Origin of the sequence: Rhizobium sp. rho-13.1, assembly GCF_007000305.1 — a bacterium.
GTDB classification, from domain to species: Bacteria; Pseudomonadota; Alphaproteobacteria; order Rhizobiales; family Rhizobiaceae; genus Rhizobium; species Rhizobium rhododendri.
The window spans coordinates 200,241-225,582 of record NZ_SCFL01000003.1 but is presented as its reverse complement, the minus strand read 5'-3'; the positions used below and the strand labels follow the sequence as shown (position 1 = coordinate 225,582).

Sequence of the window (25,342 nt, the reverse complement as noted above, 5' to 3'; positions counted from 1 at the left end):
GATCCTCTCCTGGTTGTCCTTGGATGCCCGTCCCGCAAACTTGGACAGGCGTCCCAAATCACGGACCGCGTCAGCCCGTGCCGAGCATGAGAAGCCAATCGGAGAAGGAGGGGACGGGACCCGGCGGGAACTTCAGGCCCTTCAAACTGCTGTCGCCGGCGCGCGCCGCCGCCCTGATGTCGCGCGGCGATTGCCCGAAGGTCTGCCGAAACAGCCGGCTGAAATGCGCCTCGTCGGAAAAACCCATTTCGTAGGAGATGTCGGCGATCCTGGCATCTGCGCGTCGTGGGTCGGCAAGCGCCTGCAATGAGCGCCGTAATCGCCGGCCACGGATGTAGGTGTCGACACCGCCGCTCGCCTCGAACTGCCGATAGAGCTGACTGCGGGATACGCCGATCTCGCGCGCCAGCCGCGAGGCAGTCAGGTCTGCCCGGTCGATATTCTCCTCGATATGACGGCGCAGCCGCCGGCCGAGATCGCCTCTCGTTGTTACCGCTGAAACCACGGGAACGGTCCCCAGGCACCAGCCGAGCAGGTCGGGAAAGCAGGCACCGAGGGCATTGACCTCAAGCGCGCTGAAATAAAGGGAGGCGTTGGAGAGGCTTTCGAGGATACCCCGCAGGAAAATAGCCATTGCGGTGTCGCCCTGGAAAACGCGGCATGGCATTGGCGAAAGGGACGCCACGGCACTGGGCAAACCGGCGCGCGGAACGATCAGATGCAGCGCGTCGGCCGCCACCATGGCAAAACGCATCGGCGAGGAAAGATCGACGACCGTAACGTCTCCCGGCCGCAACCGCCTCGCCTTGCCGCCGACAGCGATCCCTCCGCTCAACACCGAGGAGACAACGACATGGTCCAGATCGTCTGAACAGACCCGCTGATGGTCACGAAGAAAGCGCCCGCTGCCCGCAAAGCTGCGGCAAAGCAGGAACGTCCCGAAATGCTGGACAACAAGATCGGCCTTGAACCCGCTAGGGGTAATTTGCTGGGTCTGCGTGGCTTCGAACAACGTCGCGAGGACTGCACGCCAGGCGGCAAAGGGCGCATCGTTATCAGCCGTGGAAAAGCGAAAGCCGGCGACCTCACCTCGCCCTTGGGCATCGGACAGCGGTTCTGATGTTGGCGCCACGGCCTGATTCCAAGGGATCATAGATCGTAGGATTACAATCCTACTTCATGGATATCAAGGGTAGCATTTTAAATAAATGCAATTCAGGGTAATTGGCATAATACCGTCAACTGCTGAGGTGCCAGTCCGGGCTTCATTCCAGGGGAGCGCAACTTCTTCTAAAAAAATATAGATTCAGCATTGGTTCAGCGGATTGCGCCGAGCTCCGGACAACACTTCGACAAAAAATAGTTCAATCAGCGCGAACGAGCTCGAAAATAGGATTTAGATCCTGCCATACGAATGATTGGCTCTCCGCCGGGAAAGCATGAAAAAAGACTGTGGCCGCCGAAACTCTTTGTCCTGCCCCGACGTACCCACACCTGCGGTAGAAACATCCACGGAGTTACGTATTGAAAATAGGCATTTTCCTTTTGAGCATTTCCACGGTGATGTGTTGGGGACTGGCGTTTTACATGGTCTATCGCACGCATTAGCTACGAAAAATTGGAGGGTATCCGGCAGAGTGCAGCAGCACCGCCGCACTGGCCCTTCGCTCCAGATCGCTACTACAGATAGCAGAACCCCCCTCGGAGCGACTACTTCTCGACCAGTTTCAACGTCTTGTCGAAAATCTTCAGCACCTGGCGCAGATCGTGCCCGCGCTTCAAGATCATACCGTTTGTGTTGATGACGGCGTAGGCACCCTGCTTGGCGGCAAGCTTCGGGTCCTTCTCGATGCGAAACAGCGGCAACTCGCCGGAGCGTTTGAAAACCGAGAAGATCGCCTTTTCCTTGGTGTGGTCTATGGCATAGTCGCGCCACTCGTTCTCGCCCACCATTCGACCGTAGATCCACAGTATAGCATCCAGCTCCCGCCTGTGAAACGTCACTGGCAGGATATCCTTGCTCTGTTTATATTGAGTAATATCGACGACAACGGAAGAGTTGCTATCGACGCTGTTGCTTTGGCCGCGTCGCAAATCCGGCTGATCAGTCATCAATTCCTCGAAGCCTCCGCCCATGACAGCAGGGTGACAGTGTCGCCCCGCCGCAATAAAATTGCAAGATGCCGCGCATCCGGATTTGCGCCGGTGCAGATTTCACCGGGCATCCAGCCTGGAAGACATTTGCGATAGCGAAGATTTGACGCCTCTAGTCGTCGGCACCCACAGTCATGACGGTGGCCCCGATGATGGCTGCCGGATCTCCCGTGGCCGTCGAAGACTGCAGCATGATGGCAAGCCCCTTGCGGCCGGCCTTGTCCATAACGTTCGCAGGCAATGTTAGGTGCATCGGCTTGCCCTCCCACATGCCCACAGTCTCGACGTCCGAAACGCTGTGCATGTAGGCGATCTGCTGGCCGGTATTTTCACCCTTGGTGACGTCGACGCGCTGTTCCCGGTCGAAATAGGCGACTACCACGTTGGCCTTGCCCATGCCTGCCGCGATGTCGATTTCCAGTTCGTCGCCCTTCATCGCGGCGCTGACCGGAACGGTCAGTCCCTGTCCGGCACGCGAAAGATCATCCAGCTTGACGTTGATAGCCCCGAGATCGGCGCCGTTCAGATGATCCCGGCCATTCAGCACGGCCTGCGGCGTGTAGACGCTGCTGCGGCCGAGTGTCCGCGCATAGGCATATTGCCGGGCGGTATTGTCCTTCGACGACATGGTGTCGTTCCAGCCGAGATAGTTCCAGTAGTCGACGTGATAGGCCAGCGCCACGACATTGCCCTGCTCGATCAGTTGCTTGAGCGCGGCGTCCGCCGGCGGACAGGAGGCGCAGCCCTGCGAGGTGAAGAGCTCGACGACGCCCTTCAGCTTGCCCAAGTCCTGCGCATGCGCCGCGCCCGTCAACGCGACACCGGCCAGCAGGGATATCAGGAACCGAACGGACATGGGGCAACACCTCTTTCAGACCTTGTTAGCCAAAATCCTCGGCCTGCATCAAGCCTGACAAATCTGAAGCAAGAGATAATGGCTCGCAGCAGCCGCGCAAAGTCACGAACGGGTGAGGCAACGCGGCAACAGCGGACAACGATACACTTCACCGTGAAAGAACAACGCCGCCGGAGATTTCTCTCCGGCGGCGCCTGTCTGTGGCCTGTATTGTCTATCAGGCAGCGAGATCGCGCAGAACCGTCTGCAGGATGCCGCCATTGTTGAGATAGACCACCTCGTCGAGCGTATCGACGCGGCTGATGAGCGGCACATTCTTCACCGTGCCATCGCCGTAAGTGATGACGGCGGTCTTCTTTTCGCGCGGCTTGATGTTCTCGAGGCCTTCGATGGTGACGGTCTCGTCACCCTTCAGTGCCAGCGAGGCCCAGGTCGTGCCTTCCTCGAAGACGAACGGGATGACGCCCATGCCGACCAGGTTGGAGCGGTGGATACGCTCGAACGACTGGGCGATGACGGCCTTGACGCCGAGCAGGTTGGTTCCCTTGGCAGCCCAGTCACGCGACGAGCCGTTGCCGTATTCGACACCGGCAAAGATGACCAGCGGCACGCCTTCGGCCTTGTACTGCATGGCCGCGTCGTAGATCGATTCCTCTTCCTTGGACGGGTAGTGGATGGTGTAGCCACCTTCCTTGCCGTTCGGGCCGAGCATGTGGTTGCGGATGCGGATGTTGGCGAAGGTGCCGCGCATCATCACTTCGTGGTTGCCGCGACGCGTGCCGTACTGATTGAAGTCGGCAACGCCGACATGGTGCTCCAGCAGGTAAGCGCCCGCCGGCGACGCTGCCTTGATCGAGCCGGCCGGCGAGATGTGGTCGGTGGTGATCTTGTCGCCGAACAGGCCAAGAACGCGAGCGCCCTTGATATCGGAGATGCCGGAGCCGCTCTTGCCTATTCCCACGAAGTAGGGAGGGTTCTGGACGTAAGTGGAATCGTCGTCCCAGGCATAGGTCTGGCCCGGAGGAACCTGCACGGCCTGCCAGTTGACATCGCCCTTGAACACGTCGGCATACTTGCTTTCGTAGAGTTCACGGGTGACGTATTTCAGGATGAATTCCTGGATCTCGTGCGAGGTTGGCCAGATGTCCTTGAGGAACACCGGGTTGCCATCCTTGTCTTCGCCGAGCGGTTCACTGGTCAGGTCGATCTGCACCGAGCCCGCCAGCGCGTAGGCGACGACCAGCGGCGGCGATGCGAGGTAGTTCGCCTGCACATCGGGCGACACGCGACCTTCGAAATTGCGGTTGCCGGAAAGAACGCCAGCTGCAATCAGGCCCTTGTCGTTGATTGTCTTGGAAACCGGCGCCGGCAGCGGGCCGGAATTGCCAATGCAGGTGGTGCAGCCGAAGCCGACGAGATTGAAGCCGAGCGTGTCGAGATCGGTCTGCAGGCCGGACTTCGACAGGTATTCGGCAACGACCTGGCTACCGGGTGCCAGCGATGTCTTTACCCAGGGCTTTGACTTCAGGCCCTTGGCAACGGCGTTGCGGGCGAGCAGGCCGGCGGCGATCAGCACCGACGGGTTGGACGTGTTGGTGCAGGAGGTGATCGCGGCAATTGCCACGTCGCCGTGGCCGAGGTCGTAGTCCGTACCCTCGACAGCATAGCGCATGTCGATCTGGCCCGGCTTCTTGTAGTCGGCTTCGAGAGCAGCAGCGAAACCGGCGGCGATGCTTTCCAGCGGCACGCGGCCTTCGGGACGCTTCGGCCCGGCCATGGCAGGCACGACGTCGCCGAGATCGAGTTCCAGCGTGTCGGTGAAGACAATCTCGGACCCGTCATTGTCGCGCCACATGCCTTGCGCCTTCGAATAGGCTTCGACGAGCGCGATCCGGTCGGTGGTGCGGCCGGACATGGTGAGATAGTTGATGGTTTCGCTGTCGACCGGGAAGAAGCCGCAGGTCGCACCGTATTCCGGGCCCATGTTGCCAATGGTGGCACGGTCGGCAAGCGACATGTTGTCGAGACCGGCGCCGAAGAATTCGACGAACTTCGACACGACGCCCTTCTTGCGCAGCATCTGCACGACCATCAGCACGAGGTCGGTCGCGGTGCAGCCTTCCTTGAGCTTGCCGGTCAGCTTGAAGCCGATGACTTCGGGCAGCAGCATGGAAACAGGCTGGCCGAGCATGGCGGCTTCGGCTTCGATGCCGCCGACGCCCCAGCCGAGAACGCCAAGACCGTTGATCATCGTCGTGTGGCTATCGGTACCGACGCAGGTGTCGGGGTAAGCCACCGTTTCCCCATCCTCTTCCTTCGTCCAGACAGTCTGGCCGAGATATTCGAGGTTCACCTGATGACAGATACCCGTGCCCGGAGGAACGACGCGGAAATTCTTGAAGGCCTGCTGGCCCCACTTGAGGAAGCGATAGCGTTCGCCGTTGCGCTCGTATTCGAGTTCGACGTTGCGCGCGAGTGCCGTCGGCGTGCCGAATTCGTCGACGATGACGGAGTGGTCGATGACCAGGTCGACGGGAACCAGCGGGTTGATCTTTTCCGGATCGCCACCCAGCGCCACCATGGCATCGCGCATGGCGGCGAGATCGACCACGGCGGGAACGCCGGTGAAGTCCTGCATCAGCACGCGGGCCGGACGGTATGCGATTTCGCTTTCAGCGGTGCCCTTGTCGATGAGCCAGGCGGCAACGCTTTCGATGTCCTTTTTGACAACCGAGCGGCCGTCTTCGTTGCGCAGCAGGTTTTCCAGGACGACCTTCATGGAATAAGGCAGCTTGGAAATACCGGAAAGGCCGTTTGCCTCAGCCTTGGGCAGGCTGTAGTAAACATAATCCTTTCCGTTCACGCTGAGCGTGGAACGGCAATTGAAACTGTCGAGAGATTTAGACACGAGAGACCCCGTTTCTGATAGCCAACACAGTCGTGTGGACGCCTATGCACGTAATGCACATCAGGATGCGGGTACGGCCATTTCCGCTGTCCGCACGTGAGGTTGCCTTGAGACAACCGCAAGTTCGGCGCTAGGATGAAGTTCACGCCGACCGCTGGCGTGGTTGCAGGTCTTATAGATAATTTCCAAAAAACTTGCCATAGCAGGCAAGCCCAAAATCGGACAATTTTTTGCACATGCGTCATGCCAACCGGGAAAGCCTCCGCCAATGCATCTGAGTGCCGAAAACCTGGCTGCCAGGCGGGGCGAAGATCTGATTTTCGTTAACATTTCCTTTCACTTGCGAGCCGGCGAGGCCCTGATATTAACCGGCCCGAACGGCTCCGGAAAATCGACCCTCCTGGGTGTTGTCGCCGGTCTTCTGGCGGCCGAAAAGGGCAGGATCGTCTGCGTCGACGGGGCAGGAGAATCGGAGCGTCCGGTGGGCGAGGTCAGCCACTATTTCGGCCACCGCAACGCGATGAAAAACGAGCTTACCGTCGCCGAGAACCTGTCCTTCTGGCGCACGTTCCTCGGGTCTGACGGCGGGGTGTCCGTGGAGGAAGCAGCCGAGGCCGTCGGCCTTGCCGCCATCCTGCACCTGCCCTTCGGCTACCTCTCCGCCGGCCAGCAGCGCCGGATGGCCTTCGCCAAGCTGCTCGTCGCCCACCGCCCGGTCTGGATCCTCGACGAACCCACGGCAGCCCTCGACGCCAACGCCGACCTCCTGTTTGCCGACCTGATCACCAAGCACCAGCAGCGCGGCGGCATTGTCCTCGCAGCCACCCACCAGCCCCTCGGACTGGATAACACCCGCGAACTGGCGATGACCGGATTTGTCGGTGTGGATGAGGGAGTATGGGGTTGATGGTTCCAAGTTTGCCGCTGCCAAGCCATCCCGATGTTCACGCGCCACCTCCACAACAAGAGCGGGGTCACCGGACACGTACAAGTACCCCTGCCTTACCCTCTCCCCTCTTCCCTCATTCCTGTGCCCGTCACAGGAATCCAGCCACGGCGCGTCTGCGCCGTGAGACGACTCACTGTTGCTCGGCAAAGAGGCTTTCGCCCAAGGACTTGGGCGACTGGATTCCTGTGACAAGCACAGGAATGAGGGAGGTGGATGCAGCGCCCTCCCGAAACACTGGTCGCAATACACAAGCCAATCGGACTGGGCATCGCATGCGGGCCGGCGATGACAGGTTTTGCGGCCTTCGACGAGGAGTCATGCGATTGATCGCCGGGATTCTGGTGCTCCCGACCGCCCTCCCTGACGGTGCGGCCTCTCCCCTACAAGGGCAGGCCCACAATATCTCCCTCATTCCCAACCCCCTCTTCCCTCATTCCTGTGCTTGTCACAGGAATCCAGCTACGGCGCGTCTGCGCCGTGAGACGACTCACTGTTGCTCGGCAAAGAGGCTTTCGCCCAAGGACTTGGGCGACTGGATTCCTGTGACAAGCACAGGAATGAGGGAGGTGGATGCAGCGCCCTCCCGAAACACTGGTCGCAATGCACAAGCCAATCGGGCTGGGCATCGCATGCGGTCCGGTGATGACAGGTTTTGCTGCTTCCGGAGAGGAGTCATGCGATTGATCGCTTGGCCCCTACCACTCCCAACCCCACACTCTGACCGTGCGACCTCTCTCCCACACGTGCAGGCCCACAATATGTCCCTCATTCCCAACCCCCTCTTCCCTCATTCCTGTGCTCGTCACAGGAATCCAGCCACGGCGCGTCTGCGCCGTGAGACGACTCACCGCTGTTCGGCAAAGAATTTTCCGCCCAAAGACTTGGGCGACGGGATTACTGTGACTAGCACAGGAATGAGGGAGGTGGATGCCTTGCCCTCCGAAGCTTGCAACTGCCCTCGCCATGTCGGAGGCAAACGATGATTGCGCTCTTTCTTCGCGACCTCAAGCTTTCCGTTCGCTCTGGCGGCGGTGCGCTGATCGGGGTGCTGTTCTTTCTGACCGTCGTTGCCGTAATCCCCTTCGGTGTCGGGCCGGACCTGAAACTGCTTGCCCGCATCGGACCGGCCATCGTCTGGATCGGCGCGCTGCTGTCGGCGCTGCTCGGCCTCGACCGGTTGTTCCAGGCGGAGCGCGATGACGGCTCGCTCGATCTGCTGTTGATGCAGGAAACGCCGCTGGTGCTGACCGTGCTCGTCAAATGCGCGGCCCACTGGACGGCCACCGGGCTGCCGCTGGTGATCGCCTCGCCGCTGCTGGGGCTGTTCATGAACATGAGCGAGACGGCGATCGGCGCCACCATGCTGACGTTACTGGTCGGCTCGCCGGCCATCACGCTGATCGGCGCGGTCGGGGCGGCCGTTGCCGTTGCCCTGCCGCGCGGCGGATTGCTGGTGTCGATCCTGATCCTGCCGCTGGCTATCCCGGTGCTGATCTTCGGTGTTTCGGCCACCTATGCCGCCGTCGAAGGCCCGGCGCCGTTCCTGCCGCCCTTCCTGATCCTCATCGCCCTGACGCTGTTCTTCGCAGTCCTCGGACCGGCCGCAGCAGCCCTGGCTCTCAGGAGCACGCCGGATTGATCGCCTTGCCAGCAGCGTTTGAATTGCAGGCTTCACAATATCGCGCTAAGGAAAATCGATGAGCGAAGTCAGCCCGACACTGAGCCGGTTTTCCGATCTGGCCAACCCGACCCGGTTTCTGGCGCTGGCAAGCCGCGTCATTCCCTGGCTGGCTGCGCTGACGGCGATGCTCTCGGTCATCGGAATATACCTCTGTTTCTCGACGGATGCGGACTACCAGCAGGGCGACACCGTGCGCATCATGTACATCCACGTGCCGGCCGCCTGGCTGTCGATGATGTGCTATACGGTGATGAGCGTGGCTGCCATCGGCACGCTGGTCTGGCGCCATCCGCTGGCCGATGTTGCTGCCAAGGCCGCAGCCCCGCTCGGTGCCGCCTTCACCCTGCTGGCGCTGGTGACCGGTTCGCTCTGGGGCAAGCCGATGTGGGGCACCTACTGGGTCTGGGATGCCCGCCTGACCTCCGTCTTCATCCTGTTCCTGATGTATCTCGGCCTGATCGCGCTCAATCGCGCCATCGACGATCCCTCGCGCGGTGCGCGGGTGAGCGCAGTGCTGATCCTCGTAGGCTTCGTCAACATCCCGATCATCAAGTTTTCTGTAGAATGGTGGAACACGCTGCACCAGTCGGAAAGCATCGTGCGGCTGGACGGCCCGACCATCGCGCCGGAATTTCTTTGGCCGCTGTTCGTCATGGCGCTGGCCTTTACGCTACTATTCTTCACGCTGCACCTGATGGCGATCCGCAATGAGATCTGGCGCCGCCGCATAGCCGCCCAGCGCCGCCTTGCCGCCCGCATGGCAAGCCGGGAGGGCTGAGCCGATGGACCACGCCTTCTACGTCTATGGCTCCTACGGCTTTGCCGCACTGACCGTGATCGCACTCATTGGCTGGACCTGGATCGACGGTCGCCTGCGTCGCCGCGAACTGGCGGCGCTGGAAGCCTCCGGCATCCGCCGGCGCTCGCAGCGCAACAAGGAAGTCACATCCTGATGGCCGAAAGCACCGATCAGGACCCGGCGCCAAAGTCGCGCGGTATCGGCCGCTATGCCGCAGCCCTGCTGCCGCTGTTGGTGTTCGGGGTGATTGCCGGCACGGCTGGCAAAATGCTCTACGACCAGGATTTTCACGGCAAGGACATCGCCACGATTCCCTCGGCCCTGATTGGCCGGAAAGCGCCGTCGCTGGCGCTGCCGCCACTCGATGGCGCCAATCTGCCGGCGCTGACGGATGCGGCGATCAAGGGCAAGCTGACGCTGGTCAACGTCTTTGCATCCTGGTGCATTCCCTGCCGCGAGGAACATCCGCTGCTGAAGGAACTGGCGAAAGACGGGCGGCTGAATGTGGTTGCCATCAACTACAAGGACCAGCCGGAGAATGCCTTGCGCTTCCTCGGCGAACTCGGCAATCCGTTCAAGGCCATCGGCATCGATCCGAAGGGCGCAGCCGCAATCGACTGGGGCGTCTACGGCATCCCCGAATCCTATCTCGTCGCCCCCGACGGCACCATCGTCTACAAACGCGTCGGCCCGTTCGATACTCTCAGCCTCAGGGAAGGCCTGTACCCGGCGATCGACAAGGCCCTGGGACACGGTTCGTAGCATCATACGCTTGCTATTGCCCGCACCGCGCGGCGGGCGACCAGTCGCACCTGGCTACCCCAAACGCGTCAGTCGCCGCCCTCTCCTCCCTCATCCCTGTACTTGTCACAGGAATGAGGGGCGTGGGGTAACCCTTTGAAAACGAGATTTTACAGCGCAGCCTGCCAGACCTAAAGCGCCGCCTGCCAGGTCTTGACTGCGTCGACCGGCCAGACCAGCATCAGCACGTTCAGGGTGAGGTTGTCGCGGATCAGCCAGCCGGTGAGGAGTTCGAAGAAGATGGCGATTGCTATCGTCAGCCAGACGGGCGCCCGCCAGGCAAAGACGAAGCCGACGGCCATGAACACGGTATCCATCGCCGAATTCAGGATGCTGTCGCCGACATAGGCGAGCGAGATCGTCGTCGCCCGGTAGCGGTCGATGATGATGGGCGAGTTCTCGAGGATCTCCCAGCCCGATTCGATCAGCATGGCAACGAAAAGCCGCATGGACAGCGGCTTGGCCCGCATGATCAGATGCGTCAGGCCAAAAAACAGGAAGCCGTGAATGATGTGCGACGGCGTGTACCAGTCGGCGAGATGCTGCGAGTTGCCACTGGAATTGACCGCAGGCTCGAACAATTTGACATAGCCGCAGGTGCAGATGGCAACCCGGCCCATCAGGTGCTCGGCGAGGACCTGCACAAGAAGCACGGCGAGGCATGCCACGAACCACGCGGTGTGGCGGTTTGCCCGGTACGTCTGGTCGACGACCGTCATTTCTCCGCGTCCGTGGCAGCAGGCGGCTGCACCGTGTGCTTCATGATCAGCGGCATCTGCGAAAGCGTGAACAGGATGGTGATCGGCATCGTCCCCCAGACCTTGAAAGCGACCCAGAAATCATCGGAGAAATTCCGCCAGATGACTTCGTTGAGCACGGCAAGAAACAGGAAGAAGACGCCCCAGCGTACGCTCAGCTTGCGCCAGCCCTCGGCATCGAGCTGGAAGGCGGCATTGAAGACATAGCCGAGCAGCGACTTGCCGAACAGCAGGCCACCGAGCAACGCACAGCCGAACAGCGCATTGATGATCGTCGGCTTCATCTTGATGAAGGTCTCGTCCTGCAGGTAGATCGACAGCGAGCCGAATACCAGCACGACGATGCCGGAGACGAACGGCATGATCGGCAGGTGGCCGAGCACGAACTTCGAGACGATCAGCGACACGATCGTCGCGGCCATGAACAACCCGGTGGCGACAAACAGCGGACCGCCCAGCGCTGAAAGCGCCGGAAATTGCGCCACCAGCCAGGGGCCGCGCAGGTTGGCAAAGAAAAACACCATCAGCGGCCCGATCTCGAGCGCCATCTTCAACATCGGATTCTGACGATCCGCCGTGCTGGGTGTTACGTCGCTTTCGCTGCTCGTCATTATCCGTCCTGACCTTGGTCCAAATCCCGTTGCGCCATGATCGGCGTCGATGGCTTATCTATGGCGCCGGTTGCTATCCGTCGATCCCCGCAATCGCCTGGGCGAACTCTTCCGCCTCGAACGGCTCCAGATCGTCCACCCCCTCGCCGACGCCGATGAAATAGACCGGCAGCTTGTGCTTGGCCGAGATGGCGACAAGAATGCCGCCGCGGGCGGTGCCGTCAAGCTTGGTCATGATAAGACCGTTAACGCCGGCAACATTGCGGAAGATCTCGACCTGGTTGAGCGCATTCTGGCCGGTCGTCGCATCCAGCGTCTGCAGCACGGTGTGCGGCGCCTCGGGATCAAGCTTGCCGAGCACGCGGACGATCTTTTCGAGCTCGTCCATCAGCTCCTTCTTGTTCTGCAGCCGGCCGGCAGTGTCGATGATCAAGACGTCGGTGCCATCGGCTTTCGCCTGCTGGAATGCGTCGAATGCGAGACCGGAGGCATCGGCACCGATCTTGGTGCCGACAAAGGTCGACTTCGTCCGGTCGGCCCAGATCTTCAGCTGCTCGATGGCTGCGGCGCGGAACGTATCGCCGGCAGCAACCATCACCTTCAGGCCGGAGCCCGACAGTTTGGACGCCAGCTTGCCGATCGTCGTGGTCTTGCCGGTTCCGTTGACGCCGACCACTAGGATAACATGCGGCTTATGGCTGAGGTCGAGCTGCAGGGGCTTGGCCACCGGCTTCAGCACCTTGACGATCTCGGCCGCCATGATGCGGCTGACATCCTCGCCGGACACATCCTTGCCGTAGCGCTCCGAGGCCAGCGCATCGGTGATGCGCAAGGCCGTCTCGACGCCGAGATCGGCCTGGATCAGAAGGTCCTCGAGGTCCTGCAGCGTCTGGTCGTCGAGCTTACGCTTGGTAAACAGCGCCGTGATCTGGCCGGTGAGCTGCGACGAGGTCCGCGACAGGCCTGCACGCAGGCGCTGGAACCAGGTGGTCTTCGGGGATTCGGGGACGGGCGCGACGATGGCGGGACCGGTGGAAAAGCCTTTGGGGAGAATGGGAGGGGACGGGATGGTTGGCTGCGACGCCAGTTCGCCCCCCTCTGCCAGCTTCGCCGACATCTCCCCCACGAGGGGGGATATTGGCGCCGGAGCGGCCTTGGATGTTAAATCAGCCAGGCTGTCGACGATTGTCGTCGGAGCCGCGCCACTCTCCGTCTGATCTCCCCCCTTACGGGGGAGATGTCCCGCAGGGACAGAGGGGGGTGTCGCCCCACCCTCGGGAATCTCAGCCTCGGCTTCGAGCAACGCCAGTGGTGTGACGCCGAGATCGTCCAGCGCAGTGACGACAGGCAGGATCGGCGGCGTATCGTCCTCGGCATCGCCAACGATCCCATCGGCCGCAGGCCCACCGGCTGTCTCCATTTCCGCCGGCAAGACCGGATCGGCAGCCTCGGGCAGGTGCTCCTCGCGGCTCTTCGGCTCCAGCTCTGCGGCAAGACCCTTGTCTTCGTCCGGCAGCAACTCGGCCGGAACCTCGTTGAAGCCCGGCTGGTCGTGGCGGAAGGTGAAGACTTTTTTGATGAAACCGATCGCCATGAAAATTCCGTCAGTCAGGCCGCGTTTGCGGCGTCAAGTTGTATATCGAGGCGCTTGCCGTCGTGGCCGGTGATGACGGCCGGGACTAGCGCACGAGGCGCAAGGCCCGGAGCCGCGACAAGCGTGAAGTTTTCCGTATGCGCCATACCGTTGTTTTCGACAAGCAGCCATTGCGTCGTGCCGACCATGCCATCCAGATGGGATTGCTGCAGCCGAAGACCAGTGGCACGCAGCCGGGCTGCCCGCTCCTTGACGACGGCCCGGTCGAGCTGTGGCATGCGCGCTGCCGGCGTCTCCGGCCGCGGACTATAAGGAAACACATGCAGATGGGCGATGCCGGCTTCTTCCGCCATACTCACCGCATTCTCGAACATTGCTTCTGTCTCGGTCGGGAAGCCGGCGATCATGTCGGCGCCGAGGCTGATACCCGGCCGCAACCGCCGGACCTCGGCGCAGAAGGCGAGCGCCTCGGCACGCGAATGGCGGCGTTTCATCCGCTTCAGGATCATGTCGTCGCCATGCTGCAGAGACAGGTGCAGATGCGGCATGAAGCGCGGCTCGTCGGCGATCAGGTCGATCAGGTGCCGGTCTGCCTCGATACTGTCGATCGACGACAGCCGCAGCCGGCGGATTTCGGGCACTTGGCGCAAAAGGGTCTTGGCCAGCATCCCCAGCGTCGGCCGGCCCGGCAGGTCGCCGCCATAGCTGGTGGCATCGACGCCCGTCAGCACGATCTCGACATAGCCTGACGCCACCAGCTGGCGCGCCTGCTCGACAACTGATCCCATCGGCACCGAGCGGGAATTGCCCCGTCCATACGGAATGATGCAGAAAGTGCAGCGGTGGTCGCAGCCGTTCTGCACCTGGATGAAGGCGCGCACATGCCCGTCGATGTGTTTGACCATCTGCGGCGCCGTGTGGCGGACGCTCATGATGTCGTTGACGCGCAGCTTTTCTTCCGCCGAAACGCCGAAATCAGGCAATGCCCGGTAAGAGGTTTGGGTCAGCTTTTCTTCGTTGCCGAGCACCATGTCGACCTCGGGCATCTCGGCAAATGTCTGCTTCTCGGTCTGGGCAGCACAACCTGAAACGATGATGCGGGCATGCGGATTGTCGCGCCGCGCCCGCCGGATCGCCTGGCGCGCCTGGCGCACGGCCTCGCCGGTGACCGCGCAGGTGTTGACGAGGATGGCATTGTTCAGCCCGGCCTTCTCAGCCTGGCCGCGCATCACTTCGGATTCGTAGGTATTGAGCCTGCAGCCGAAGGTAATGACCTCGACGCCGCTCACCGCACCGACGCCACTTCGGATTGTTCGTCGCGCGAAAACACGCCTGTCGCCGGATCGACCCTGCCCGACCACTCCCATTCGGCCGGACCCGTCATGACGACGTGATCGTCGTCGCGCCACTCGATCTGAAGCTTGCCGCGCGGCACGCTGCTGGCAACGTCGATCTCGACGGTGCGACCGGTGCGGCCGGTGCGCGCAGCACTGACGCCGGCGGCACAGGCGGCAGATCCGCAGGCAAGCGTCAGCCCGGCGCCGCGCTCCCAGGTGCGGGTGATCATAGACGACGGCGAGGTCACCTGCGCCAGTGTGATATTGGCCTTTTCGGGAAACATCGGATGGTTTTCGAGCATCGGTCCGAAACGGGCGAGATCGTAGGACATCACGTCGCGCTCGACCCAGAAGATCGCGTGCGGATTGCCCATCGACATCACGGCAGGCGAATGCAGGATCGGCGCGTCGATCGGGCCTATCTGCAGTTCGATGCGGCTGGTGTCGAAGAACTCTTCCGACAGCGGGATCCTGTCCCATTCGAACACCGGCCTGCCCATGTCAACCGAGATCGTCCCATCATCGTGCTCGACTGCATTGAGGACGCCGGCGACGGTCTGGAAGGTGAAAACCTTGCGGCCGGTCTCCGATGAAAGCGCCTGCACGACGCAGCGCGTACCATTGCCGCAGGCCTGAGCCTTGGTGCCATCGCAGTTGAGGATGTCGATCCAGGCGTCGGTGCCCTGGGCCTTCGGGTCGTGGATGGCCATGATCTGGTCGAATTGCGTGGCCGGATCGGCATTCAGCGCAATCGCTGCCGCCGGCGTCACCTTGTCCTTGCGACCGCGCATGTCGACGACCAGAATCTTGTTGCCAAGCCCGTTCATGCGCGCAAATTCGACCGTGTCACCCATCAGACGTTCCATTGTTGGAGCCTGTATATGGCGGAAATGGCCGCGAATTACCAGTCTTGGCGCAAGACAGGCCGCCTGCCTCGCCAAGCTTGACCAATAGCAACCTAAGCGAGCACATTGAGCCTATGACCGACTACACTTACATCGTCACGAACCACAAGCACGGCACCCTCTACATCGGAGTGACCTCGGACCTCGCACGCCGCATCCACGAACACCGCGAAGCCCTCACCCCCGGCTTCACCGCCACATACGGCTGCCGGCGACTGGCCTGGTACGAAGAGCACTTCAACATCCAGGACGCCATCCAGCGCGAAAAGTCCCTCAAGCGCTGGTATCGCCAATGGAAGATCGATCTGATCGAAAAAACCAACCCGGATTGGAGGGACCTGTATTACGAGCTGTGGTGAACATGGTGGTCCTCGGGTCGAGCCCGAGGATGACGAATTGTGGGGGCTTGGCTTTGTCGATGCAAGGGCTGCGTTTGAGGCGCCAACTTCAGAATGACGGTCATCCGCTAAAGCCTGTCGACAAGCCCGCACCAACCACCCAGCACCACCGCCCCATACCGTCCACACGCACCACCTTCAAACGGCAACCCCACCCACGGGGTTCGTCATCCTCGGGCTTGACCCGAGGATCCAAACGCAAGCCACCGTAAGTATTTCAGGGGCCCCGGCTTAGCGGAAAACCGGGGTAGGCGGCATGCGTGCCATGCGTTCACCACGAATGCCGCACCGCTTGCGCCTGGATCCTCGGGTCGAGCCCGAGGATGACGAAGTGCGGTGGGCTGGGCTTTGCCACAGCAAGGACTATGTTTGGGGGCGCCAATTACAGAATGACGGTCACCCGCTAAAGGCCGGCCGACAAGACCGACCACCCCGCACCACCCATCCCGCACCACCGCCACACGGCAGCCCCACCCCCGGGGCTCGTCATCCTCGGGCTTGACCCGAGGATCCAAACGCAAGCGACCGCCGGAGGATGACGAACCCCAAGGGCCGGGCTTTCCCAAAACAAGCACAGCCCCCCCGGAATTACCCATCCCCCGCTCGCGACCGGGCAATTTCCTCGCCGATCTTGACTTTCCCGCCCAATTGCTGTTTACCGCGCCCATCTGCGACGAGCTCAAGCCTCCTAGCCGCCGACCGGGACCCCGCAAGGGAATTGGATCCCGGAGGTCAACACCCGACAGCGCGATGCGCCCTCGGGTGCTTTTTGGCTTTGCGTCTTGTTTTCGTCAAGGAAAAGAACAAAGTTTCCGGCCGACGCCGCGCGATGCCCTGAGGCGATATGCGGTCAAAAAATCGGAAGCGAGAAGGAAGAGCTGATGTTTGAAAACCTCCAGGACCGACTTGGCTCCATTCTGAATGGACTGACCGGCCGTGGCGCTTTGTCGGAAGCCGATGTTTCCGCAGCGCTGCGCGAGGTTCGCCGTGCTCTTCTCGAAGCCGACGTGGCGCTCGACGTCGTGCGTGGCTTTACCGATCGCGTCCGTGAAAAGGCCATCGGCGCCGAAGTCTTGAAGTCGATCAAGCCCGGCCAGATGGTCGTCAAGATCGTTCATGACGAGCTGATCGAGATGCTCGGTGCCGACAGCGTCGGCGTCGATTTGAATGCGCCGGCCCCCGTCGTCATCATGATGGTCGGCCTGCAGGGCTCGGGCAAGACCACGACATCGGCCAAGATTGCCCACCGGCTGACGACACGGGACCGCAAGAAGGTGCTGATGGCATCGCTCGATACGCGGCGCCCGGCCGCCCAGGAGCAGTTGCGCCAGCTCGGCGTGCAGGCCTCCATCGACGTGCTGCCGATCATTGCCGGCCAGTCACCGACAGACATTGCCGCCCGCGCGGTGCAGGCTGCCCGCCTTGGCGGCCACGATGTCGTCATCCTCGACACCGCCGGTCGCACCCATATCGACGAGCCGCTGATGGTCGAGATGGCCGAGATCAAGCGCAAGTCGAACCCGCACGAGATCCTGCTGGTCGCCGATAGCCTGACCGGCCAGGACGCGGTGAATCTTGCCCGGAATTTCGACGAGCGCGTCGGCATCACCGGTCTTGTGCTGACCCGCATGGACGGCGACGGCCGCGGCGGTGCGGCCCTTTCGATGCGCGCCGTCACCGGCAAGCCGATCAAGCTGATCGGTACCGGCGAAAAAATGGGCGAGCTGGAAGAGTTCCATCCGCGCCGCATCGCCGACCGCATTCTCGGCATGGGCGACATCGTCTCGCTCGTCGAGCGTGCCGCCGAGAATATCGACGCCGAGAAGGCGTCCGCCATGGCCGCCAAGATGGCCAAGGGCAAGTTTGACCTCAACGACCTCGCCGACCAGCTGCGCCAGATGCAGAAGATGGGCGGCATGGGCGGCATCATGGGAATGATGCCCGGCATGTCGGGCATGAAGGACAAGATGGCCGCCGCCGGCCTCGACGACAAGCTGTTTGGCCGCCAGATCGCCATCATCCAGTCGATGACCAAGGCCGAGCGCGCCAATCCCGATATCCTCAAGCATTCCCGCAAGAAGCGCATCGCCGCCGGCTCCGGTACCGATTCCGCCGCTATCAACAAGCTCCTGAAGATGCACCGCCAGATGGCCGACATGATGAAAGCCATGGGGGCTAAGGGCAAGGGCGGCATGATGAAGCAGATGATGGGTGGCCTTGCCGGCAAGATGGGCCTCGGCGGCATGGGCGGAATGGGCGGCATGCCCGATCTCTCCAGCCTCGATCCGAAGCAGCTGGAAGCCCTGCAGAAGCAGGCGGAGGCGGCTGGCCTCGGCCGTCCCGGCAGCATGCCCGGGCTTGGTGGCATGGGCGGTGGAATGGGTGGCCTGCCGGGTCTCGGCGGCCCCAAGCTTCCCGGCCTTGGCGGTGGTTTTCCTGGCCTGCCCGGCCTGCCGAAGAAGAAGTAAGGGAGCGCCCTAATGACCGATAACGACGTCAAGACCCAGCTTTCCGGCTACCGTCAGTCGATCGACAACATCGACGCCGCGCTGGTCCACATGTTGGCCGAACGCTTCAGCTGCACCAAGGCAGTCGGCGTTCTCAAGGCAAAGTACAATTTGCCGCCGGCCGATCCGGCGCGCGAGGAATACCAGATCGAACGTCTGCGGCGGCTTGCCAAGGATGCCGATCTGGACCCGGATTTCGCCGAGAAGTTTCTGAACTTCGTCATTACCGAAGTCATCCGGCACCACGAACAGATCGCCGCCGAATTCAAGGCATGATCGACAAGAACTGAAAGACAAAAGGCCGCCCGCCAAGGCGTCCTGACAACACTCTGAAGGAGTATGATACAATGGCACTGAAAATTCGTCTCGCCCGCGGTGGCTCCAAGAAGCGCCCTTACTACCACGTCGTCGTTGCCGACGCCCGTTCGCCACGCGACGGCCGCTTCCTCGAAAAGGTCGGTTCGTGGAACCCGATGCTCGCCAAGGAAGATGCCAAGCGCGTCGAACTCGACACCGCCCGCATCCAGCATTGGATCGACCAGGGCGCCCAGCCGACCGACCGCGTCCTGCGCTTCCTGTCTGAAGCCGGCGTTGCCAAGCGCGATCCGCGCAGCAACCCGGAAAAGGCAAAGCCAGGCAAGAAGGCCGAAGAGCGTATCGCTGAACGCGCCCAGAAGGCTGCCGACATCGCCGCCGCTGCCGAGACTGCTGCTGCCGAATAAGCCGTCACAGGCAATCACCGGAGCGGGTGGCATGGAGACATGCCGCCCGCTTTTTATTTGCCATCGTTCTCCGTTCCTCTATGAGAAGAACGATGTTCACCCTCATTCGATCTGCGGCATAGTCATGGCGAAACTCCAAAACCCCATTCTGATGGCCACACTTGGCGGCGCGCAGGGCCTGCGCGGCGAAGTCAGGGCGCGCTCCTACACGTCCGATCCGATGGCGCTTGCCGAATACGGCAACCTGCACGCCGCCGATGGCCGCACGTTCGAGGTGCTGGACATCCGCGCCAGCAAGACTGTCGTCATCATCCGGTTTCGCGGCATCAACGACCGCGAGGCTGCCGAAGCGCTGAACGGCCTCGAGCTGTTCGTCGAACGCGAGGACTTGCCGGACGACGAACTCGACGACGACGAATTCTTCTACGCCGACCTCGAGGGTCTGGAAGTCGTCGATGCCAAGGGCGTCGGCTACGGCGTCGTCAGCGGCGTCTACGATTTTGGCGCCGGCGACCTGCTGGAACTGAAGGGACCGGGCAAGCGCCCCGTGCTGATCCCCTTTTCCGAAGCAGCCGTGCTGGAGATCGACCTCGAGAACCGCAAGGTGCTGATCGACCCGATGGCTGCCGGCCTGATCGACGATCCGACCGACATCGGCCAGCCGCCAAAAACCGACCGCCCGAAGAAGTAGGTCCGATGAGTTTCCGGGCGACCATCCTGACGCTCTATCCCGAGATGTTTCCCGGCCACCTCGCGACATCTCTTGCAGGCAAGGCGTCGGCGCGCGGCCAGTGGTCGCTCGACACGCTGCAGATCCGCGATTTTGCCACCGATCGCCACCGCACCGTCGACGACACGCCGGCCGGCGGAGGCGCCGGCATGGTGCTGAAGCCCGACGTGCTCGCCCGCGCCATCGACCACGCCGGCTCTGACGACGGTCGCCCCCGCCTGCTGATGAGCCCGCGCGGAAGGCCGTTGACGCAGCAACGCGTCCGCCAACTGGCGGCGGGGCCGGGCGTCGTCATCGTCTGCGGCCGCTTCGAGGGCGTCGACCAGCGTGTGATCGATGCCCGCGACCTCGAGGAAATCTCGATTGGCGACTACATCCTCTCCGGCGGCGAACCGGCAGCGCTGGTGCTGCTGGATGCCATCATCCGCATCCTGCCCGGCGTCATGGGCAACGACCTCTCCGGTACGCACGAGAGCTTCGAAAACGGCATGCTGGAGCACCCGCATTATACGCGCCCGCAGCAGTGGGAAGGCCGCGAGATCCCGGCTGTCCTGACATCGGGCAACCACGGCGCCATCGCCAGATGGCAGGCCGAGGAGGCCTTGAAGCTGACACGGGCGCGCCGGCCCGACCTGCTCGACGATGCCGACGTGTCAGGCCGCTGATATCGGCCCCATTGCCGACAGCCCGGATCGAGAAAAATACGGCGCGAGGGATGACAAACCCTGCATTTTGGTGTAACTGCCCACGCGGACATGGGGTCAACCCCGTCGACCAGCAAAGAAATAATAGTGAATTCGCCCCCGTCCGAAAGGACAAGATCCCGCGGCATCGACCTACGGATACTGGCAGGGCGCTCTGGCTGTTTTAGAAGAACTCGAAAAGGTTAGACCAATGAACATCATTCAGGAACTGGAAGCCGAACAGGCTGCCAAGATCTTAGCCGTACGCAAGCTGCCGGAATTCTCCCCGGGCGATACGCTCCGCGTCAACGTCAAGGTAACCGAAGGTACGCGCACCCGCGTGCAGGCCTATGAAGGCGTCTGCATCGGCCGTTCTGGCGGCGGCATCCACGAGAACTTCACGGTTCGCAAGATTTCCTACGGCGAAGGCGTCGAGCGCGTATTCCCGATGTATTCGCCGATGATCGAAAGCGTCGACGTCGTCCGTCGCGGTAAGGTCCGTCGCGCCAAGCTGTACTACCTGCGCGATCGTCGCGGCAAGTCGGCTCGTATCGTTGAAGACACCGGTATCCGCGCCCGCAAGCTGAACGACGCCGAGCGCGCTGCGATGGCCGAAGAGAAGGCCCGTATCGAAGCTGAGAAGGTCGCAGCAGCACAGGCACTGGCCGCCGAGAAGGCAGCAGCCGAAGCCGCTGAAGCAAAAGCTGCCGACGAAGCAGCAAAGGCGAAGGCCGCTGAAGAAGCCGCCGCTGCCGCCGAACCTGCTGCGGAATAAGCCTTCAGGCTTTGACGCAAAAATAGTATCTGGAAAGGGCGGTCTTTGGGCCGCCTTTTCTGTTTTTATCGTCCCGGCCATGCCATTGCCCTTGCCAGCGACTTTGCACCTGTGACAATTTCGCGATTGGCCATTTGGGGAGATTTTCCATGACGTTCCGCCGCTCGTTCCTGCTGGGTCTGACCGCCCTTGTCTTGTCGCCGCTCGCAGCCCTTGCCGCCGACCTTCCGGATCTGAAAGGCAAGACGGTCGTCGTCGTCACCGAAAATGCCTATCCTCCGCTGCAGTTCGTCGAGCCGAAGACCGGCAAGGCGATCGGCTGGGAATACGATGCGATGAACGAGATCGCCAAGCGGCTGAATTTCAAGGTCGAATACCAGAACACCAGCTGGGACGCGATGATCCAGGCGGTGTCAGACGGCCAGTACGCCATCGGAATGACCGGCATCACCATCAAGGAAGACCGTAAGCAGAAGGTCGATTTCTCCAACCCGTACATGCGCTCACAGCAATTCATGCTGGTGCGCGGCGACGAGAAGCGCTTCACCGACGCCAAGACGTTCGCCGCCTTCAAGGACGGCCTGGTCGGCGCCCAGCCGGGCACCACGCCCTTTTACACATCCGTCTACGAAGTGCTCGACGGCAACGAGCAGAACCCGCGCATCAAGCTGTTCGAAACCTTCGGCGCCACCGTCCAGGCCTTGAAGACCGGCGATGTCGATACCGTTCTGACGGACGGCACAGCTGGCAAGGGCTATGTCGAAAGTTCTGGCGGCGCCCTGAAGCTGATCGGCGGCCCGCTTGGCGTCGAGGACTTCGGTTTCATCTTCCCGAAGGGATCCGACCTCGTGGCTCCCGTCAACGCCGCCATTGCTGCACTCAAGGCAGACGGCACCTTCGCGGCGCTCGATAAGAAATGGTTCGTCGACTACAAGATGGGCGGCTGATGCTCGATACAGTGAAGTGCCGCCGGTGATTGCAGCCCAGCCCTCGCCGAGCGGCAAAGACAAGGGCGACTACCCCTGGTGGCTGGTCGCCCTGATCGTCATCTGCGTGGCGGTCGCCATCGTCATCGCCACCAGCGGCCTCTATACACAGGTCTTCCTCACCGTCGTGACCGGCGCAACGATCACCGTCTTCGTGACTCTGGTCTCCTTCGTGCTGGCGACGCTGCTCGGCCTCGGCGTGATGCTTCTCGGGCGCGCCGACAACGTCGTCCTCAGGCAGGTCTCGCGCTTCTACATCGAGGTGATCCGCGGCATCCCGATGCTGGTGCTGCTGTTCTACGTCGCCTTCGTCGGCGCCCCCGCCATCGTCGCTGCCTATAACATGCTGACCGCGCCGCTGGTGGCTGCCGGATGGACCGAGCCGCTGATGGTGCGCGAGCTGTCGCTGATGTGGCGGGCGATCATTGCCTTGACGATCGGCTATGCCTCGTTCATCGCCGAGATCTTTCGCGCCGGCATCGAAGCGGTCGATCACGGCCAGATCGAGGCATCGAAGGCGCTCGGCCTCTCCCGCGTCCAGCGCTTCCGGCTCGTGGTCTTCCCGCAGGCGATCCGCGTCATCCTGCCGCCGCTGTCGAACGACTTCGTCTCGATGGTCAAGGACTCGTCGCTGGTCTCGGTGCTCGGCGTTGCCGACATCACCCAGATGGGCAAGGTCTACGCCTCGGGCTCCTTCCGGTTCTTTGAAACCTATTCGATTGTCACCTATATCTACCTGATACTGACGGTTGGCCTGTCGCTGTTGCTGCGGCAGTTTGAGAAGCGGATGCGCCAGGTCAGGCGCTAGAACCCCAATGATTCGAATTGCCGTGCGCCAGAAAAATTGGTAAAGCCAGCCCCATGGAATCGAAGTTTAGATGCATCGGCGGAGAGACTCTCGTGCTGCAGGACCACAAGCGTCTGCCAGCGCGTTTCTTTGCGATGATTTCAGGCGCGCTCAACAGCCGGGTTTGCTGATCGAGCCTGCGGCCGGCGAGCCCCTCGCCGCCCCATCATTTTCCGCGATACCCACTCCAATATGGATCCGCCGCCATGACAGCACCCCGCACGCTCTATGACAAAATCTGGGACGACCACGTCGTCGATACGCAAGACGATGGTACCTGTCTTCTCTACATCGACCGTCACCTCGTTCATGAAGTGACCTCGCCGCAGGCCTTCGAAGGCCTGCGCATGACGGGCCGGACCGTTCGCGCGCCGCAGAAGACGCTCGCTGTCGTCGACCATAACGTGCCGACCTCGCCGGATCGCCACCTCGGCATCAAGAATGAGGAAAGCCGCATCCAGGTCGAGGCGCTGGCCACCAATGCCGCCGAATTCGGGGTCGAGTACTATTCCGCCAGCGATATCCGCCAGGGCATCGTCCACATCGTCGGCCCCGAGCAGGGCTTCACCCTGCCGGGCATGACCATCGTCTGCGGCGACAGCCACACCTCGACGCATGGTGCCTTCGGCGCGCTGGCGCACGGCATCGGCACATCCGAGGTCGAGCATGTGCTGGCCACGCAGACGCTGATCCAGCAGAAGGCCAAGAACATGCTGGTGCGCGTCGACGGGAAGCTGCCCGACCACGTCACCGCTAAGGACATCATCCTTGCCATCATCGGCGAGATCGGCACCGCCGGCGGCACCGGCCACGTCATCGAATTTGCCGGCGAAGCCATCCGCGCCCTGTCGATGGAAGGCCGCATGACGGTCTGCAACATGACCATCGAGGGCGGCGCCCGCGCCGGCCTGATCGCCCCAGACGAGAAGACCTTCGAATACATCAAGGGCAAGCCACGCGCACCATCGGGCGAGAACCTGGAAAAGGCCATCGCCTACTGGAAGACCCTGCAGACCGACAAAGGCGCCCATTACGACAAGGTCGTCGTGCTCGATGCCGCCAACCTGCCGCCGATCGTCTCCTGGGGCTCTTCGCCGGAAGACGTCGTCTCCGTGCAGGGTGTCGTGCCTGATCCGGCCGAGATCGAGGACGAGAACAAGCGCACCTCGAAGCAGCGCGCCCTCGACTACATGGGCCTGACCGCCGGCACGAAGATGACCGACATCAGCATCGACCGCGTCTTCATCGGCTCCTGCACCAACGGCCGCATCGAGGATTTGCGCGCCGTCGCCAAGGTTGTCGAAGGCCGCACGGTGGCGCCGACAGTCGACGCGATGATCGTGCCCGGCTCCGGCCTCGTCAAGGAACAGGCGGAAGCCGAAGGCCTCGACAAGATCTTCAAGGCCGCCGGCTTCGACTGGCGCGAGCCGGGCTGTTCCATGTGCCTGGCCATGAACGACGACCGGCTGAAGCCGGGCGAGCGCTGCGCCTCGACCTCGAACCGCAATTTCGAAGGCCGCCAGGGCCACAAGGGCCGCACCCATCTGGTCTCCCCGGCCATGGCCGCCGCCGCCGCCATCGCCGGCCACTTCGTCGATATCCGCGAGTGGAAATAGGCATAAGCGTCTGAGTAAACCGGAGGCCAACAAACCCGGCCTCCGGTTCCAAGTCCAAGAGCTGGATTTGTAAGTTCGTCGTCGACGGGATTGACCATTCCCCTGAAAACGAAACGCGGTCGCAGAAGCCAAACTTTTCACCACGACATTACCCACGATTTCCCCAATTTCCCTCACTCCTGTGCCCATCACCGGAATGACGGGAGGAAGTGGGGGCCTCTCTGAGCAAGGCCTTGTAAACTCAAGTCTATCGAGGCGCCCAACTCCGTGAAAAGGGATCAATTGCTACCACGTATTCTAAGATCCAACTTCGCCTGGGATGCGCGCCCCCACTTCCCTCATTCCTGTGCTCGTCACAGGAATCCAGTCACGGCGCGTCTGCGCCGTGGGAGGACTCTCTGTTGGTGAGGAAAGTATCTATCGCCCAAAGACTTGGGCGGCTGGATTCCTGTGACAGGCACAGGAATGAGGGAGGTCGGGGGTGGCTTTTTGGTTTTGTGATCTTTCTGACCTCACACGCACACACACTCTCTCTATCTCTCGCACTCTCTCCTCTCCCGCTTCCCTCCATCGCCCCTGCCCGCAGCACCTCATAGGGATAAACCGTTGGGATTTCCGTTTGGAAACAATGCCGGCATCATAATTTCATCCCCGTGCTTTCATCCCGATCTATAATCACCCCGTTCCACCATCGGATACACCGGTCTGCGTTACCGGCGAGGTGG

The 25,342-nt window shown here is 61.9% G+C and carries 24 protein-coding genes; 15 read left to right on the top strand and 9 right to left on the bottom strand.

Annotated features, from left to right (window positions below; all coding sequences use genetic code 11):
• Positions 1–70: 70 nt before the first annotated feature.
• The 4 genes from EQW76_RS12300 to acnA form a co-directional block, all read right to left on the bottom strand.
• Positions 71–1,132, bottom strand: a complete 1,062-nt coding sequence (locus tag EQW76_RS12300; protein WP_161990915.1) for a helix-turn-helix domain-containing protein — start codon at positions 1,130–1,132, stop codon at positions 71–73.
• A 578-nt stretch (positions 1,133–1,710) separates the two neighbouring features.
• Positions 1,711–2,112, bottom strand: a complete 402-nt coding sequence (locus tag EQW76_RS12295) for a DUF2794 domain-containing protein (RefSeq protein ID WP_142824666.1) — start codon at positions 2,110–2,112, stop codon at positions 1,711–1,713.
• A 154-nt stretch (positions 2,113–2,266) separates the two neighbouring features.
• On the bottom strand, positions 2,267–3,010 hold the full coding sequence (locus tag EQW76_RS12290) for a thioredoxin family protein (protein WP_142824665.1): 744 nt from the start codon (positions 3,008–3,010) through the stop codon (positions 2,267–2,269).
• 217 nt (positions 3,011–3,227) lie between these two features.
• Positions 3,228–5,918 (bottom strand): aconitate hydratase AcnA, encoded by a 2,691-nt coding sequence (acnA, locus tag EQW76_RS12285; RefSeq protein ID WP_142824664.1) that lies wholly within the window; start codon positions 5,916–5,918, stop codon positions 3,228–3,230.
• A gap of 268 nt (positions 5,919–6,186) precedes the next feature.
• On the opposite strand from acnA, the gene ccmA reads away from it, so the two are divergent.
• The 5 genes from ccmA (at position 6,187) to EQW76_RS12255 (ending at position 10,109) form a co-directional block, all read left to right on the top strand.
• Complete coding sequence (gene ccmA / locus EQW76_RS12280) at positions 6,187–6,825, top strand: heme ABC exporter ATP-binding protein CcmA (protein WP_142824663.1); 639 nt, start codon at positions 6,187–6,189, stop codon at positions 6,823–6,825.
• Positions 6,826–7,846: 1,021 nt separating this feature from the next.
• A complete protein-coding gene (ccmB, locus tag EQW76_RS12270) occupies positions 7,847–8,506 on the top strand; it encodes a heme exporter protein CcmB (RefSeq protein ID WP_111219658.1) in 660 nt (219 codons plus the stop codon).
• Between the two features lie 58 nt (positions 8,507–8,564).
• Complete coding sequence (locus EQW76_RS12265) at positions 8,565–9,326, top strand: heme ABC transporter permease (RefSeq protein ID WP_142824662.1); 762 nt, start codon at positions 8,565–8,567, stop codon at positions 9,324–9,326.
• A 4-nt stretch (positions 9,327–9,330) separates the two neighbouring features.
• Positions 9,331–9,501 (top strand): heme exporter protein CcmD, encoded by a 171-nt coding sequence (gene ccmD / locus EQW76_RS12260; protein WP_142824661.1) that lies wholly within the window; start codon positions 9,331–9,333, stop codon positions 9,499–9,501.
• The gene (locus tag EQW76_RS12255; protein WP_142824660.1) at positions 9,501–10,109 is read left to right on the top strand and encodes a DsbE family thiol:disulfide interchange protein; all 609 of its coding nucleotides are present in this window, start codon (positions 9,501–9,503) and stop codon (positions 10,107–10,109) included. The genes ccmD and EQW76_RS12255 overlap by 1 nt, the downstream gene beginning before the upstream one ends.
• Before the next feature lie 170 nt (positions 10,110–10,279).
• On the opposite strand, the gene EQW76_RS12250 is transcribed toward EQW76_RS12255, so the two are convergent.
• The 5 genes from EQW76_RS12250 to dapF form a co-directional block, all read right to left on the bottom strand.
• Complete coding sequence (locus tag EQW76_RS12250; RefSeq protein ID WP_142824659.1) at positions 10,280–10,867, bottom strand: DUF2585 domain-containing protein; 588 nt, start codon at positions 10,865–10,867, stop codon at positions 10,280–10,282.
• On the bottom strand, positions 10,864–11,517 hold the full coding sequence (locus EQW76_RS12245) for a septation protein A (protein WP_142824658.1): 654 nt from the start codon (positions 11,515–11,517) through the stop codon (positions 10,864–10,866). The genes EQW76_RS12250 and EQW76_RS12245 overlap by 4 nt, the downstream gene beginning before the upstream one ends.
• Positions 11,518–11,590: 73 nt before the next feature.
• Positions 11,591–13,111 carry a signal recognition particle-docking protein FtsY gene (gene ftsY / locus EQW76_RS12240; RefSeq protein WP_142824657.1) on the bottom strand — a complete coding sequence of 507 codons (1,521 nt, stop codon included), beginning with the start codon at positions 13,109–13,111 and terminating at the stop codon, positions 11,591–11,593.
• Positions 13,112–13,125: 14 nt separating this feature from the next.
• A complete protein-coding gene (mtaB, locus tag EQW76_RS12235) occupies positions 13,126–14,400 on the bottom strand; it encodes a tRNA (N(6)-L-threonylcarbamoyladenosine(37)-C(2))-methylthiotransferase MtaB (protein ID WP_142824656.1) in 1,275 nt (424 codons plus the stop codon).
• Positions 14,397–15,302, bottom strand: coding sequence for a diaminopimelate epimerase (gene dapF, locus EQW76_RS12230; RefSeq protein WP_142824655.1), 906 nt, complete (start codon positions 15,300–15,302; stop codon positions 14,397–14,399). The genes mtaB and dapF overlap by 4 nt, the downstream gene beginning before the upstream one ends.
• A gap of 125 nt (positions 15,303–15,427) precedes the next feature.
• Here dapF and EQW76_RS12225 point away from each other — a divergent pair, with 125 nt between their 5' ends.
• The 10 genes from EQW76_RS12225 to leuC all read left to right on the top strand — a co-directional run bounded on the left by EQW76_RS12225 (position 15,428) and on the right by leuC (position 24,617).
• Complete coding sequence (locus EQW76_RS12225) at positions 15,428–15,712, top strand: GIY-YIG nuclease family protein (protein WP_142824654.1); 285 nt, start codon at positions 15,428–15,430, stop codon at positions 15,710–15,712.
• 920 nt (positions 15,713–16,632) lie between these two features.
• On the top strand, positions 16,633–18,219 hold the full coding sequence (gene ffh / locus EQW76_RS12220) for a signal recognition particle protein (protein ID WP_142824653.1): 1,587 nt from the start codon (positions 16,633–16,635) through the stop codon (positions 18,217–18,219).
• Between the two features lie 12 nt (positions 18,220–18,231).
• Positions 18,232–18,534: a chorismate mutase gene (locus EQW76_RS12215; RefSeq protein WP_142824652.1), complete on the top strand. Its 303-nt coding sequence runs from the start codon at positions 18,232–18,234 to the stop codon at positions 18,532–18,534.
• A gap of 71 nt (positions 18,535–18,605) precedes the next feature.
• On the top strand, positions 18,606–18,980 hold the full coding sequence (gene rpsP / locus EQW76_RS12210) for a 30S ribosomal protein S16 (protein WP_111219634.1): 375 nt from the start codon (positions 18,606–18,608) through the stop codon (positions 18,978–18,980).
• A 124-nt stretch (positions 18,981–19,104) separates the two neighbouring features.
• On the top strand, positions 19,105–19,671 hold the full coding sequence (rimM, locus tag EQW76_RS12205) for a ribosome maturation factor RimM (protein ID WP_111219632.1): 567 nt from the start codon (positions 19,105–19,107) through the stop codon (positions 19,669–19,671).
• Between the two features lie 5 nt (positions 19,672–19,676).
• Entirely contained in the window at positions 19,677–20,375 is a 699-nt protein-coding gene (gene trmD, locus EQW76_RS12200) for a tRNA (guanosine(37)-N1)-methyltransferase TrmD (protein WP_142824651.1), read from the top strand.
• A 229-nt stretch (positions 20,376–20,604) separates the two neighbouring features.
• Positions 20,605–21,168: a 50S ribosomal protein L19 gene (gene rplS / locus EQW76_RS12195; protein ID WP_142824650.1), complete on the top strand. Its 564-nt coding sequence runs from the start codon at positions 20,605–20,607 to the stop codon at positions 21,166–21,168.
• A 149-nt stretch (positions 21,169–21,317) separates the two neighbouring features.
• Positions 21,318–22,115, top strand: coding sequence for a transporter substrate-binding domain-containing protein (locus tag EQW76_RS12190; protein WP_142824649.1), 798 nt, complete (start codon positions 21,318–21,320; stop codon positions 22,113–22,115).
• Between the two features lie 28 nt (positions 22,116–22,143).
• Positions 22,144–22,962 (top strand): amino acid ABC transporter permease, encoded by an 819-nt coding sequence (locus EQW76_RS12185; RefSeq protein WP_142824860.1) that lies wholly within the window; start codon positions 22,144–22,146, stop codon positions 22,960–22,962.
• Positions 22,963–23,207: 245 nt separating this feature from the next.
• A complete protein-coding gene (leuC, locus tag EQW76_RS12180; protein WP_142824648.1) occupies positions 23,208–24,617 on the top strand; it encodes a 3-isopropylmalate dehydratase large subunit in 1,410 nt (469 codons plus the stop codon).
• The last annotated feature ends 725 nt before the right edge of the window (positions 24,618–25,342 follow it).

Bases quoted from the DNA above. Each gene is read 5' to 3' on its own strand.
- ffh (WP_142824653.1), top strand. From the start codon at position 16,633: ATGTTTGAAAACCTCCAGGACCGACTTGGCTCCATTCTGAATGGACTG.
- trmD (WP_142824651.1), top strand. From the start codon at position 19,677: ATGAGTTTCCGGGCGACCATCCTGACGCTCTATCCCGAGATGTTTCCC.
- EQW76_RS12215 (WP_142824652.1), top strand. From the start codon at position 18,232: ATGACCGATAACGACGTCAAGACCCAGCTTTCCGGCTACCGTCAGTCG.
- EQW76_RS12190 (WP_142824649.1), top strand. From the start codon at position 21,318: ATGACGTTCCGCCGCTCGTTCCTGCTGGGTCTGACCGCCCTTGTCTTG.
- rpsP (WP_111219634.1), top strand. From the start codon at position 18,606: ATGGCACTGAAAATTCGTCTCGCCCGCGGTGGCTCCAAGAAGCGCCCT.
- ccmB (WP_111219658.1), top strand. From the start codon at position 7,847: ATGATTGCGCTCTTTCTTCGCGACCTCAAGCTTTCCGTTCGCTCTGGC.
- ccmA (WP_142824663.1), top strand. From the start codon at position 6,187: ATGCATCTGAGTGCCGAAAACCTGGCTGCCAGGCGGGGCGAAGATCTG.
- ftsY (WP_142824657.1), bottom strand. From the start codon at position 13,111: ATGGCGATCGGTTTCATCAAAAAAGTCTTCACCTTCCGCCACGACCAG.
- dapF (WP_142824655.1), bottom strand. From the start codon at position 15,302: ATGGGTGACACGGTCGAATTTGCGCGCATGAACGGGCTTGGCAACAAG.
- rimM (WP_111219632.1), top strand. From the start codon at position 19,105: ATGGCGAAACTCCAAAACCCCATTCTGATGGCCACACTTGGCGGCGCG.
- EQW76_RS12225 (WP_142824654.1), top strand. From the start codon at position 15,428: ATGACCGACTACACTTACATCGTCACGAACCACAAGCACGGCACCCTC.
- EQW76_RS12295 (WP_142824666.1), bottom strand. From the start codon at position 2,112: ATGACTGATCAGCCGGATTTGCGACGCGGCCAAAGCAACAGCGTCGAT.
- EQW76_RS12250 (WP_142824659.1), bottom strand. From the start codon at position 10,867: ATGACGGTCGTCGACCAGACGTACCGGGCAAACCGCCACACCGCGTGG.
- EQW76_RS12290 (WP_142824665.1), bottom strand. From the start codon at position 3,010: ATGTCCGTTCGGTTCCTGATATCCCTGCTGGCCGGTGTCGCGTTGACG.
- leuC (WP_142824648.1), top strand. From the start codon at position 23,208: ATGACAGCACCCCGCACGCTCTATGACAAAATCTGGGACGACCACGTC.
- ccmD (WP_142824661.1), top strand. From the start codon at position 9,331: ATGGACCACGCCTTCTACGTCTATGGCTCCTACGGCTTTGCCGCACTG.
- EQW76_RS12245 (WP_142824658.1), bottom strand. From the start codon at position 11,517: ATGACGAGCAGCGAAAGCGACGTAACACCCAGCACGGCGGATCGTCAG.
- EQW76_RS12255 (WP_142824660.1), top strand. From the start codon at position 9,501: ATGGCCGAAAGCACCGATCAGGACCCGGCGCCAAAGTCGCGCGGTATC.
- EQW76_RS12265 (WP_142824662.1), top strand. From the start codon at position 8,565: ATGAGCGAAGTCAGCCCGACACTGAGCCGGTTTTCCGATCTGGCCAAC.
- rplS (WP_142824650.1), top strand. From the start codon at position 20,605: ATGAACATCATTCAGGAACTGGAAGCCGAACAGGCTGCCAAGATCTTA.